12 protein-coding genes and 1 tRNA gene are annotated in these 12,431 nt (G+C 67.8%); 8 read left to right on the top strand and 5 right to left on the bottom strand.

Annotated elements, in window-relative coordinates; all coding sequences use genetic code 11:
* Positions 1–2 precede the first annotated feature (2 nt).
* Positions 3–833, bottom strand: a complete 831-nt coding sequence (locus ABD978_RS41090; RefSeq protein ID WP_345366678.1) for a cyanophycinase — start codon at positions 831–833, stop codon at positions 3–5.
* Positions 834–1,513: 680 nt separating this feature from the next.
* On the opposite strand from ABD978_RS41090, the gene ABD978_RS41095 reads away from it, so the two are divergent.
* Positions 1,514–2,209, top strand: coding sequence for a hypothetical protein (locus ABD978_RS41095; RefSeq protein ID WP_345366680.1), 696 nt, complete (start codon positions 1,514–1,516; stop codon positions 2,207–2,209).
* A 25-nt stretch (positions 2,210–2,234) separates the two neighbouring features.
* Here the strand turns inward: ABD978_RS41095 and ABD978_RS41100 are convergent, their stop codons facing one another.
* Positions 2,235–3,458, bottom strand: a complete 1,224-nt coding sequence (locus ABD978_RS41100; protein ID WP_345366682.1) for a sigma factor — start codon at positions 3,456–3,458, stop codon at positions 2,235–2,237.
* Between the two features lie 233 nt (positions 3,459–3,691).
* On the opposite strand from ABD978_RS41100, the gene ABD978_RS41105 reads away from it, so the two are divergent.
* Positions 3,692–5,107: a phospholipase D-like domain-containing protein gene (locus tag ABD978_RS41105; protein WP_345366684.1), complete on the top strand. Its 1,416-nt coding sequence runs from the start codon at positions 3,692–3,694 to the stop codon at positions 5,105–5,107.
* Positions 5,108–5,178: 71 nt separating this feature from the next.
* On the opposite strand, the gene ABD978_RS41110 is transcribed toward ABD978_RS41105, so the two are convergent.
* Together ABD978_RS41110 and ABD978_RS41115 are read right to left on the bottom strand one after the other, a co-directional pair.
* Positions 5,179–6,333 carry a LuxR C-terminal-related transcriptional regulator gene (locus tag ABD978_RS41110; RefSeq protein ID WP_345366686.1) on the bottom strand — a complete coding sequence of 385 codons (1,155 nt, stop codon included), beginning with the start codon at positions 6,331–6,333 and terminating at the stop codon, positions 5,179–5,181.
* Between the two features lie 175 nt (positions 6,334–6,508).
* A complete protein-coding gene (locus ABD978_RS41115; RefSeq protein WP_345366688.1) occupies positions 6,509–6,775 on the bottom strand; it encodes a hypothetical protein in 267 nt (88 codons plus the stop codon).
* A 10-nt stretch (positions 6,776–6,785) separates the two neighbouring features.
* Here ABD978_RS41115 and ABD978_RS41120 point away from each other — a divergent pair, with 10 nt between their 5' ends.
* The 6 genes from ABD978_RS41120 to ABD978_RS41145 all read left to right on the top strand — a co-directional run bounded on the left by ABD978_RS41120 (position 6,786) and on the right by ABD978_RS41145 (position 11,766).
* Positions 6,786–7,028: a hypothetical protein gene (locus tag ABD978_RS41120; RefSeq protein ID WP_345366690.1), complete on the top strand. Its 243-nt coding sequence runs from the start codon at positions 6,786–6,788 to the stop codon at positions 7,026–7,028.
* A gap of 149 nt (positions 7,029–7,177) precedes the next feature.
* A tRNA-Arg gene (locus ABD978_RS41125) sits at positions 7,178–7,250 on the top strand.
* 362 nt (positions 7,251–7,612) lie between these two features.
* On the top strand, positions 7,613–7,930 hold the full coding sequence (locus tag ABD978_RS41130; RefSeq protein WP_345366692.1) for a hypothetical protein: 318 nt from the start codon (positions 7,613–7,615) through the stop codon (positions 7,928–7,930).
* Positions 7,931–8,928: 998 nt separating this feature from the next.
* A complete protein-coding gene (locus tag ABD978_RS41135; protein WP_345366694.1) occupies positions 8,929–9,063 on the top strand; it encodes a hypothetical protein in 135 nt (44 codons plus the stop codon).
* Between the two features lie 14 nt (positions 9,064–9,077).
* The gene (locus ABD978_RS41140) at positions 9,078–9,638 is read left to right on the top strand and encodes a hypothetical protein (RefSeq protein ID WP_345366696.1); all 561 of its coding nucleotides are present in this window, start codon (positions 9,078–9,080) and stop codon (positions 9,636–9,638) included.
* A gap of 1,558 nt (positions 9,639–11,196) precedes the next feature.
* On the top strand, positions 11,197–11,766 hold the full coding sequence (locus ABD978_RS41145; protein ID WP_345366698.1) for a PH domain-containing protein: 570 nt from the start codon (positions 11,197–11,199) through the stop codon (positions 11,764–11,766).
* A 219-nt stretch (positions 11,767–11,985) separates the two neighbouring features.
* Here the strand turns inward: ABD978_RS41145 and ABD978_RS41150 are convergent, their stop codons facing one another.
* Positions 11,986–12,408, bottom strand: a complete 423-nt coding sequence (locus tag ABD978_RS41150) for a hypothetical protein (protein ID WP_345366700.1) — start codon at positions 12,406–12,408, stop codon at positions 11,986–11,988.
* Positions 12,409–12,431 lie beyond the last annotated feature (23 nt).

Below are 12,431 nucleotides of genomic sequence, written 5' to 3' on the forward strand. Positions count from 1 at the left end.
GGTCACTCCTCTGCTGCGGGTACGGGGCCGAACCACGGTTTGCGCTGTTCCATGTCGAACCAGCAGCCGGCCGGAAGGAGATGGAGACGGACGTCGAAGAGGGCCATCGGGTCGTCGTCGCACTCGGCGTACCCGACGGTGGCCTGGTCGGCGTCCACGACGGTCACGACCCCGCTGCCGATCACCTCGAAGCGGCCCTTGCGGACCATGATCGCGGTGTCCTCGTCGATGCCGACGCCCAGCCGCAGGGTGTCGAGCGCGATTCCGCTGAGGAGCCGGGGCAGCCGGCCCCGTTCGGCGAAGTGCATGTCGATGAGCACGTCGTCGAGCAGGCCGAGTCCGGGTCCGATCCGGACCGTGGAGGCGGCCACCTCGTGACCGTCCCCGCCGAGGATCATCCAGCGGCCCATCGCGGTGGCGCCCGCGCTGGTCCCGGCGATGACGAGCCCGTCGGCCGTGAGACGCTGCCGCAGCAGGGCGTTGGCCTTCGAACCCACGAGGCTGCGGATCCGTGACTGGTCACCGCCGCTGAACAGCACGCCGGTGGCCCCCCGCAGTACGTCGAGCGACGCCTGGCTGTCGGCGACGGCGCGGTGCGGCAGCCGGAGTTCGGTGACGGATGCGACGCCGAGCCGATGGAACACGTCGGCGTACTCGGCCGCGACCTGTTCGGGTTTCTCGGTCGCCGTGGTGACTACCACGATGCGGGATTCATCCGCCCCGGCGAGGGAGACGAACTCCTTCAGCGGCCCGGTACCGCAGGTGCGGTTCTCCGCGCCGCCGATGACGAGGAGCCGGCCGTCGCGGCGTCCCTCCTCCGTTATGTCGGTCACGACAGCTAGTTACCCTAATGTCACCTCAAGTAGTCAGATGAATCGTGACACGGTCGTACGCGCGCCCGCGGCGGGGCGGGTGGTCCAGGGCGGTCCTCGCCGGACGGCGGAGATCCCCTGCCACCCGACGCCCGGGCCGCCATCGGCCTGAGGGAACCGGCCGCCGTCCCGCCGGTCTCCGTGGTTCTCCGACGGGCGCGACGTTTCGGACCGGAATCGCGGGGCCGGCGGAATGGCGCCCGGAGCGCGATGAGGCGGCGGGCGAGAAGTCCGCCAGCACGAGAGTGTCGGTGCCGCGCGGTAGGGTCACGAATAATCGCCCTAAAGACCGCAAAAACTGGACTTATGCGTAACGCCGTTCGCCGCACCGACCGCCATGGGTCTCTCCCGCCGAGCCCCCTGGCCCCTCCCCGTCGCCGGTTACGACTCGCTGAACTGGTCGAACGGCTCAGGCGGCCTGCGTGATCCGACAGATCCACTACCTCTGAGGTAAGGGTTGTCTTACCCGCAGGATCTTTCGTCGCCGTTCCCGCGTCTAAGGTTCGCTGGATTCAGCGGTCACCGGAAGGACGTGGGGAAGGTACCGAAAAAGAGAGGCGCTGGTCATCCTCCGAGAGGCACACTCTCTCCGCAAGTGGAGCGAATGGGGGCGCGTAGCCCGGTTTGCTTTGGAGGTGTCCATGCCGCTCAAGGACGTTTATGCTGACGTTCGCCTTACCTACCGCCTTGTCCTGGCGGTCGATGTCGAGAAATACAGCACGCGCGACGCGCGCGGCCAGCTTCGGGCCCAGACCGATCTGCGCAACATCCTCAGCCTGGCCGCGCAGGACGTCGGCCTCGACCGTAGCCTCTGGTACGAACAGGTCAGCGGCGACGGCGAGCTCGCGGTGCTTCCCGAAGACGTCGACGTCTCCCTCGTCGTCGGTGACTTCACCCGCCGGCTCGAGGCCATCCTCGGCGAGTTCAACCGGGAGCGCGGCGGCGGCGGCGGGCGGCTGCGGCTGCGCGTCGCGCTGCACCACGGCACTCTCACCCCGGGGCCGTTCGGCCCGGCGGGTGACGCCCCCATCGTCGTCAGCCGGCTGCTCAACGCCAAGCCGCTGCGCCGCCTGCTCGCCGACCAGCAGCACCGGGACGTCGCACTGATCGTGTCGCAGACGCTGTTCCAGGACGTCGTCCGTACCGGCTTCTGCTGCCTCGACCCGTGCGACTTCGAGCCGGTCCGGGTGAACGCCAAGGGCGTGCTCTACCACGGCTTCGTGCAGCGGCGCGCGGCCGAGGTGGAGATCGTCCAGCCGGTGCTGCGGGCGGTCGGCGAGGCCGGCGGCGCGATCCACGGCGCGAACCTCGTCGCCCTGCCGGGCGGCCGGGGCTGACGACGGCGGCACGGCACCTCCGTGATCAGAGAAGCGAGAAGTCCCAGGAGACGGTGACCGCGGTGGAACGGCCTCCGCCGTCGGTCACCGTCACCGTGGTCTGGCCGGGCAGGACGATGCCCTTCCGGTCCAGGATGACCTGGAGCGTGGCGTGCTCGCCGGCCGCGATCGCGCCGCTCGCGTTGGACAGGACGATGCTCGGATCGGCGCTGGCCGCGGTCCAGTCGACGCTGCCGTCCTTGGCGGTGAGATCGACCTCGCCGGTCTTGCTCGAGGACTGGATGTGAACCGCGAGGGGCGCCACCTCGAGGACGCCCTTGGGCGGCTTCGGCGACTTCGGAGGCGGTGCCGGTTTCGTCGGACGGGTCGACGGGATGAGCTGCGGACCGGTGTTGGGCGGCGCCTGGCCACGGGAGGGCGAGGAGACCGGGGGCCGGGTCAGGATCGGCCCATCGGAGGGAGACGCCGTCCGGGAGGTCGGCGTCTTCGAGTGCGGCTTACCCCCGCCGGGCCATTGCAGGTCCGGAACCGGCACGTTCGGGCCGATGAACATCATCACGGCGACGGCGGTCGCCAGCGCCGCCACCGATCCACCGCTGGCGAACGCCCAGCGCCGCGCCAGCCGGGACGGCGCGTCGGGCTGCCGGGGCATCCCCTCGGCGGTCAGGGCGCCGCCGCGCGCGGCGATCTCCGTCCGGTACCCGGCGAGTTCCGGGTCGGTCCCGGCGTGCAGCACCCGATGGCGGAGCGCGGGAGGCGGTTCGGGCACCGGGACCGCCGCCACGATCGTCTCGGCGTCGGGAGACAGCTGGTCGGCCCGGTGCAGCCGCCGCTGGGCCCGTAGCGTCGTGACCCCGAGGGTCGCGGCCAGGTCCTCGCCGGTCAGATCGTGCCGGTGAACGAGGAAAAGGATCTCCCGGTAGAAGAAGTCCAGCCGGGCGAACGCCTCGTCGTCCGCCATGGCGGCGGGCCGCTTGCGGAGGAGGCAACGCCGCCGCGCCGCGGCGTACAGCCAGGCGCGGAGCCGCTCGCGTTCCCGCAGCCGCGGGGCGCGGCGCGACGCGTCGATGAAGGTGTCGTGCACGACGTCCTCGGCGGCCTTGAGGTCACCGAGGAGCGCCGCACAGTAGTCGTACAGCCGCTCGGCGTAAACGTCGTACAGCGTCGCCAGGGCCTCTTCGTCCCCCTCGTGCAGCGCCTTGACCAGGCGTCTGTCGGCGGTGGGGGCGAACGCTGACCACCTTGCCATGCACGTGCTCCAGGTATCGGACGGCGCGGCTCTGTTTACACCAGTGTCAAGGATAGGTCACAAGATCACCCGAATTACCGCAAAAGCCGTGGCCTCGATCCATTGTGCGGTACGGCGGACTCGAACGTTCCTCACATTTCGGGAAAACCGTGTCACATGCCACAATCCCCCTGCGTGGTGGCTGATCGACGAGCGCGCCCCGTACGCGGCGGCACCGTACGACAGGGGGTTCGATGAGGAGATCACTCCGACGGGTCTGGGCCGTCCTGGCGGCATTCGGCGTACTGACCGGCACGGGCGGAGCCGCTGCCGCGACGACGCCGTCGCCCCGCGCGACCGCCGTCCCGACCGGCGTCGTCTTCAGTACCCCGTCCGGGACCCGCGCCCAGCAGGACGCCGTCGAAAACCGGTTGATCCAGCTGGTCAACGGGGCGGCCCGCGGCTCGACCGTCCAACTGGCGATCTACTTCCTGCGCGACGGCGCCCTCGTCGACGCCCTGATCAACGCGCACCGCGCGCGGAACGTCGGCGTCAAGGTCGTCGTCGACGAACGCAACACCTGGGAGCCGCCCCGGGACACACCGCTGCAGCCCGGGCAGGTCCGCGTCCGCAACGCCGGCGTCGTGAAGCTGGAGAAGGCGCTCGGCACCAAGATCACCGCACGGTCGTTCCTGCGCGTCTGCAGCCCCGACGGCGCCTGCATCGGCACCAAGGGCTCCCCGAAGAACCACAACAAGTTCTATCTGTTCTCCGACACCCTCGGCACGAAGAACGTCGTGGTGCAGGGCTCGGGCAACATCAGCCCGAACACCCGCCTCACCAACTTCAACGAGGCCGTCACCTTCCCCGGCAACAGCGCGCTGTACGGCGCCTACCAGCGCTACTTCAACGACCTCGCGGCGATGCGCAAGAACGCGAACTACTACCGGACGTACAACGCCGGCGCCGTCAAGACCTTCTTCTATCCCCGCCGGGGCGCCACCCCGTGGGAGGCGGCCACCGACGACGTGTACCAGATCCTCAAGAACGTCAAGTGCACCGGCAACAAGAAGGTCGGCACCTCGGACCACCGGACGATCGTCCGGGTCAACATGTTCGAGCTGAACCGCGCGGACGTGGCGCACAAGCTCTTCGACCTGGACGCCAAGGGCTGTTACGTCGAGCTGATCTACTCGGCGATGAGCCGGACCGCCGAGAACATCCTCACCGCGAAGGCCGGGAAGTACCACGGCCCGGTGCTGCGCTGCTCCAAGTTCACCTACCCGGTCCGCGACGACAAGGGCCGGCCCGTCCTCGACCCGAACGGCAAGCAGAAGACCCAGGGCGCCTTCACCCACGACAAGTACCTTCTGATCGAAGGCGTGTACTACGGGCAGAAGGACAAGAAGATCATCCTGGCCGGCAGCCACAACTTCAGCTACAGCGCGCTCCGCGAGAACGACGAGACGCTCCTGCGGATCGACAGCCCGGCGCTGTACAACGCGTACCGCGCCGGCTTCGACGGCGTCCGCGCCCAGATGACGAAGTACCACTCCGCGCCCATCGCCGGCTGCCACTCGCCGAGCGAGGACCTCCAGGCCCGTACGTACCTGCCCAAGCCTGCGGAACAGGAGCTCGAACGCGAGCTACAGGACGAGTACGAGAACTGACGGCGCGCACCGGAGCGGACGGCCGAGTGCCGTACCCGCTGTCGCCAAGGTCGGCCGCCGGCTGAATTCCGTCAGTGGTCCACGCCGTTGATGAGCCTGCCGTCCGTCGACAGCGGCGGATCCGCGAGCTGCGGGAAGTAATGGCGGAAGAACAGATTCGCGGTGAGCTCCCGGCGGCTGCGCACACCGGCCTTGTCGAAAACCGACTTCAGATGATCCTGCACCGTGTACGGAGAAAGGTGCAGGCGCCGCGCGATCTCATTGGTCGAACTGCCCCGGAGCACATGCTGGGTTATCTGGCGTTCCCGGGTGGACAATCCGTAGACGTCGAGAACGATGGCCGTGAGGTCTCTCGCCTCCGCGGGCGCGATGGAAATGGCGGTCGCGGGCTCGCCGCCCTGGTCGACCGTCCAGGCGTGCAACGTCAGCCAGCGGCCCGAGCCGATGGGGGCACGGGAGCGCACCGGCGTGCCGGGCGTCGCCGTACGGGCGCGCGTGGCCAGCGCCTGCACGGCGTAGGGGCATTCGCCGTCGTCGACCGACCCGCTCTCCTGGAGCCGGCCGACCCAGTGCCGGGCGGTGTCCGAGAGCGACCGGATCCGCAGGTCGGCATCGAGCATGATCAGCCCGGGAGCGTCGGGCAGGTCCCCCCGGTCGAGGCCCGACAGGAGCAGCGAACGCCGCAGCGCGTCCGAGGCGGGCCGGCTGAGAGCCTCCGCCAGCGCCACGTCACCCGCGTCGAACGGCCGGCTGCCCGCACCACGGCACAGGACCAGCAGCCCCCAGACCCGATCGCCGTCCCGGAGCATCACCCGTAGCTCGTCCGCGAGCCCCAGCGGTTCGAGGATCTCCCGGTAGTACTTGCTGGTCCCCAGGTCATGGTGGGTGGACTCGCTCAGCACGCTGACCCGGGCGGCCCGCTGGGCGAGCGCGCGAACGTTGTCGACGTCGTCCTGCTCGACGTGCTCGATCTGGAAGAGACGACCCATGTACTCCGGCGGGAAGCCATGGGTGTGCTCGCCGCCGGTGTCCAGCATCGTCGACGGGTCGAGCAGCACCCCGCACCACACGTCCGCCGGCATGACCTCCGCCAGCGCCCCGACGGCGTGATCGATGATTTCGACGGCCCCGATATCGGACCGAAGCTTCAACTGAAATCGCCGGACCGAATCAGCTAATGCTCGATCCGAGCGCCCTTTTGCCACGGTCGCATTGTAGTCAGCCATCCCATAAATCTGGGATAGCCCTGCTTTCTGCCGCGAACCTACCCTCGACATCAATGGGGGTGAGATCAAACGATCTCTCTCGGGTGGGTTTCCGAAAAGAGGAATGTCGTATGGTGCAGTCCACGGGGAACACGCGAACCGAGCCGCCACCGCCTCGCGACCACAGAAGGCATCCCTACCTGTCGTACTGGCTCACCGGCGGCATCGGATCCGTCATCGTCGCGGTCATCGGCCTGGTCGCGACCTTCACCTCGGGCTCGGGCTCGGGTTCGGGATCCGGCTCCGCGCCCGCCCAAGTGCCGGCGCCCGTTCTCGTCTCCGGACCGTCGTCTCCGCCGTCCGCCTCGTCTCCGTCGTCCCCGTCGTCACCGGAGTCATCTCCGGCGTCATCGCCGACGTCCCCCGTCTCGTCTCCGGTGGCCGACACCCCGTCACCCGCCATCGGGACGATCATGGTGCCGGCGGGGTACACCGTGGCCCTGGTCCACGAGGGACAGTGGCTCACCACCCCCGTGACCGCCCGACTGGTCCGGGGAACGAGAGTCCGGATCTACTGCACCGTCGAAGGCGGCATGGTCGCGGGACCCACCGGCCACCAGAGCACCCTCTGGGACAAGATCGACGGCGGCTACATCCCCGACGTGGACGTCGACACCGGAACGCAGCAGCCCATCCGCGGCAACTGCGGCTCCTGACACCCGCCGGACCCGGCTCACGGCGCGGACACCGCGGGATCGAGCGACGGCGGCCTCCGGCGCGTACGCTCCGGCCAGGCCGCCGTCAACCCGGCCCCTGGGATTCGATTCGCGCGCCGAGGTCAAGTCCCGTACACTCTTGCAAGCCAGCAGCCGTAGCTCAACGGATAGAGCATCTGACTACGGATCAGAAGGTTGGGGGTTCGAATCCCTCCGGCTGCGCACCAGATCAAAGGCCCGTTCCGATCAAGGAACGGGCCTTTGTCCTTGGCCATGGGAGCCATGCTGGGAGCCACCGGGTCAGGACCCGAAAAGAGCCCGGCTCATGGGGTCGCGGCAGCCCGCTTGTGGGCGTGAGCACGAGTGTCCGCCGGGACTTCGCCGTCTTGAGTTCGGAGACGACAAGGCGGCGGCGCTCCGCGCCGCCGTTGGCCGCCCGCTCCGGCACGCCCTACGGGCGTGCGGCGTGGGCACCGATCCCTCCGACCGCGCCGATCGGGCGGCCAACGGCGCGATGCCTACGGCCCTGTCGGCACGGAAAGTATCGTCAGTCCCGCGCGCCAACGATCAGGGGAGAGAAGCGCATGGCCGAGGAACACGCAGTCATCGTCCACCTCAAACTCAGCGATGACGGCTACGGCTCCGAGGACGAGCGTGCCACTACCCGCGCGCTTGAAAAGCGCCTGGCAGCCGCCATCGAGAGGGCAAGCGCGGGGGATCTGGACGGCAACGAGTTCGGCGGCGGCGAAGCCGTGCTCTACGCCTACGGCCCACACGGAGGCGACCTCTTCACAGCAATGGAACCCACACTACGAGGCTCCGGCTTCAGGCCGGCATACGCGATCGTCCGCTACGGCATTGCCACTGACCAAGACTGCCGCGAAGACGTCATCCACCTCTAAAGACTCGCCTCCGGCAGGGGCACTCAGGCTCGGGGATGGCCTCGGCCGAGTCCGGTCGCAAGGTTGTCAGTGGTTGAGGTGGAAGCCGGGTCATCCCCTCCGCCGACGCCCCAGGCGAAGCCAAGCAGACCATGCCCCTGGGGCGAAGGTCGTTCGTCCGGCAGGGCGCTCCACCTTCACCCCAGGGGCATGGCCCGCTTCCCCGACGGGTGGGACGACGGCAGAGGGGATGACCCAGCGGGGCGCGCTATGTGAGTTGATGCCGCTGTATCCCGGAGGCGGCGGGAAAGGCCAGCCCGGACCAGGAGCAAACGGCGGTCGTACAGGGTACGGCGACCGCGCAGTGAGTCGCTCTCGACTTCGACGACCGGGAAGCGCGAACGCTGTTACAAGCGTGATGGCGGGGCCGAGGACGGTGGGGATGGCTAGTAGATGCAAGAAGATGAACTGCGGCAAGCCATCGACTCCACGGATGACGGCGACGACGACTGGTAGAACGAACCAGGTCAGCAGCGCGAGTATGAGGACGCCCCAGAACCACCCCTGCTCGAACATCTGTGGCTACCTCCAGGCCGTCGCAGCCGCCGGTTACCGTGCTCATCGTAGGCGGCCCGTCTCTGGCTTCGGAACGAGGATGCGGGTAGCTGATCACGAGCGCATGGGCCGGGTTGCGAAGGGTTGGCTGGCTTCCCGGGAGCCACGGTGGGAGCCACCGGAGCGAACGATCTTGATGTCGGTCGTACGACTCTGGACAGATGGAGCAGCAGGTGCCCAGCGTACGAACCGACCTGAACGACCATGAAGATCGTTTGGGTACCTACGGATCAGAGGGTTGGGGGTTCGAATCCCTCCGGCTGCGCCCAGGTCAAAGGCCCCTTGCGATCTTGCAAGGGGGCTTTTGCCAACGGGTTCGCTAACTCGGCCCTGGACAGCCGTGGACCGAGTTGGACGGTTCAGTCATCCCGCAGCAGGCCAGCGGAAGTCTGTGACAGGTCCTCATGGGTGAGTACAGCTGCGGACTGCCCTACGATCTGATGACCTTCAAGGAGCGCGACCAGGTCGACGCCGAACGCACCGACGCGATCCGAGAGACCGTGTCCAGCCTGCCCGCGCGGCCCGGTACCCGACGCTAAGGAGCCCCCCGACCGTGAAGATCATCGACCGCGTCAAGACGTACATCCGAGAGAAAAAGGGACGCGACCCCCGCTCGACCGACGACCCGCTCGGCGGAGCGGCCGACCCCGCCCCGGCACAGCGCGACCGCGCAGGGCACAAGCAGAACCGCGATGACAAGAAGCTCGCGGTGTCCACGGCCCACGAGGCGCCGGAGCCCGAACCGGCCACCGAGTCGGCCGCGGAACCGGTCATCGAGCCGGCCGCCGAGCCGGCTGCGGAATCGGTCATCGAGCCGGCCGCCGAGCCGGCTGCGGAATCGGTCATCGAGCCGGCTGCGGAATCGGTCATCGAGCCGGCTGCGGAATCGGTCATCGAGCCGGCTGCGGAATCGGCCGTCGAGCCGGTCACCGAGCCGGCTGTGGAATCGGTCATCGAGCCGGCTGCGGAATCGGCCGCCGAGCCGGCCGCCGAGCCGGCCGCGGAATCGGCCACGGCGCCCGCCGCGTGCCCGCGCTGCGGCGCGACCGGTGAGGCACCCTGCACGACCCCGTCCGGCAAAGCCACGAAGACCCACAAGGGGCGCGAGCAATGAACAGCGGTGCTGCAGACTCCCGGACGGGTCCGCGGCCATCTAAAAGGGAATGAGTACGCCCCAGGCGGTCTCTGCCAGACGCGGGTGGTCCCAGAACTGGTCTCATTTGTGGTCGAGATCAAATAACAGTCGTTGACGTACGCCAAGGTCCGCCGGCGTTTCGAGATACGCCTGCTCACCTGCGCAGACGCAGACGTCCACGGATCTTCGAACCGCGTTGCACGCCGCTGCGGCCGCCTGACGGCAGCGGTGACGACAACGACGACAACCACCAGCACACGATCCCAGCCACCGGACGTCGTCCCCCCACGGTCGCGGCGCATCCGCCATGCGCCACCGTCGGCTACGGATCAGAAGGTTGGGGTTCGAATCCCTCCGGCTGCGCACCAGGTCGAAGGCCCGTTCCGATCGAGGAACGGGCCTTTGCCTTTGGCCATGGGAGCCACGCTGGGAGCCACCGGGTCAGGACCCGAAAAGAGTCCGGCTCATGGAGGTTGCGGCAGCATGCTCGGTCAGTTGGGCTTGTCGCGCCTGCCGTAGCTGACCATCAAAGTGCTGCAGATTTGCCGGAGCAACTCGCTCCATTCGCCGCAGACTCACCGCCCACCCAGGGTCGGACGGGACGACCTAGAGCGGCTCTCGAACGAGAGGCGCCAGGCCGGCTGCTCCTAGTCAGGGTTACCGGACTGGAGGGCAGTAGCCTGTCCGTTCGCCGATGCTGTTGATTTCCGCGTTGGACCTGGAGTCACCCGAGTAGTTGATCTGGTCGGTGCACTTCACGCCCGCCTTCACCTGCGTACTCGCCGGAGATCTCGCGCTCTTCTGGGCCGGGACCGCTGTGCTGGGGGGAGACGAAGCCGCGTTCACTGCACCTCCTCCGCAACCGGTCAGGAAGATGCCCAGTGTCACTATTGCGATCGCACCGAAGGTAGCCTTCATCGCTGGCAAAATATCCCCCTCAATTCGCTGTTCCGTGCTCCCCTTGATCGGATCACATGTCTTGCGATGCGGCGCGGCCGGCGAAGTTCACGGATCGAAGACGGGCGCCTTCGAACTGTGGCGCACGGACGGCGGGCGGGCGTCGGGAGAGCCTGGCCCCACCCGCCTCGGCAGTGGTGGAGCCGGGCCCGTTCGACACCCGGATCAGTGCGCAGCTACCGTATTGCGCGCCATTGACTTGGAACGGATTCTCTCGTTCACCGCGCTCTGCGACTTCTCTACGGTGGCTGAGGATCAGCACTTGGCCATCGTGATCTGGTGTGACCGAGTAAAACCCGTCGTATCGACCCGATCTCTGGTCGCTGCCATGGCCCTGACGACAGCTGTGACGACAATGACAACGACCAACGCCTCCGCGCCGTCCGGATGTCCGGCACCTGCTTCAGTACGGGATGCCGGCGAGGATGTCGCGGGCGTCCTTGCGGGCCGGCGTGGCGGCGACGTACACCGGCTTGTCCTCGAATTACCTGGCTTGCGTCTGTGAGCAGGAGCGAAGCCGGATGACGGCCGGCGAGGGGCGGCTGATCCGTCCGAGGGCCGGAGATGTAGCGTGCGCTCCGTGAACGAGCTGAGCTTTCAGGGGAAAGATCGGTATCACCCATCCTGGCCGCATTTTGCGGCGCTGGGCCTCGGGTTGGCCATCGAAGGAGCGTTTGCCTTCTTTCGACTCGGCATCGTGGGCTCCTGCTGGCTGCTGGGCGGTACGGTCGCGCTCGTCGCTCTCGGCATGTCCATGGCGCTTCGAAGCTGGACCACGGTCGGGGCGGCCGGAATAACCATCTGCTGGGGTATCGGGCGTGGTCGTACCTACCCCTGGCGGGAGATCCGGTGGATCGACGTACGCGAGACCAAGAGCCAATATGGGACGGCGCTCACGGCTCGTATCACCCTCGCGGACGGGCGGCGTCGCTCACTGCCTGCGCTCCAGCACAGCACCCGGTACCCCGACCCCGATTTCCACGTGGATGTGCAGCGGGTAATCAACTGGTGGGAGTTGAGCACGGACCCGGCCGCACGGTTCCAGCCGCCGAAGCGGTTGCGGAACCAGCTGACGCCCCAAGCGATCGGGCTCATCCTGGGTCTGCTCATAACGATCATCATCGTGCTCGGCGTCGCCGTAGAGGGCTAGGCGAGCGTACGGTCACGAGCTGCGAGGATGCCGGCTTCTCGCCGAGGGACGCTGCTGACGCTCTTGTCTGCCGGCTGGAGACGCGTACGGGCTCGACATGGTGAGTGGCCAACTACCGCAATCCCTGTGGCGCCGCCGTCCCAACGGTTGACCCGCGATGAAGTCACCGGCTGCCTCTGACCGTGAGGGCGGTCCGAGCCGGTGTTCGCCTCTGAGTGATCAGCGGCAGTGTGACCAGCCGGATTCCCAGTACCCGTAGCTTCCGGCACTGCCACCCCAGTCGATGCACGTTCCCGGGGCGTAGATCTTCACCGGACCGGCGTAGTAAGAGTACTTGCCGTCGTCAGCAACGTGATGGTGGTCGCTTTGTCTCTCGATGATCGTGGCCACTTCGGTGGGGATGCCCACGTTGGCGGTCTTCCAGGCGACCTGGCAGTCGGTGCTGCCGTTGTACATCAGGTAGAAGGTGACGACGTTGTTCAGGTTGTGCTGGTCGATTTCGTGGTAGCCGCTGCCGCATATGGCTTCCGGTGTTGACCCTGCGTCCGCCGGAGCGCAGACTGCCGCGGGGCCGATGAGCGCGGCCGCTGCGGCCAGTCCGAGTACTGCTGTCCGCTTGAACCTTGCCAGATGAACTGTCACACCTCACGAGACGTAAGAGCCCG

The organism is Actinoallomurus liliacearum, assembly GCF_039542035.1.
GTDB classification, from domain to species: Bacteria; Actinomycetota; Actinomycetes; order Streptosporangiales; family Streptosporangiaceae; genus Actinoallomurus; species Actinoallomurus liliacearum.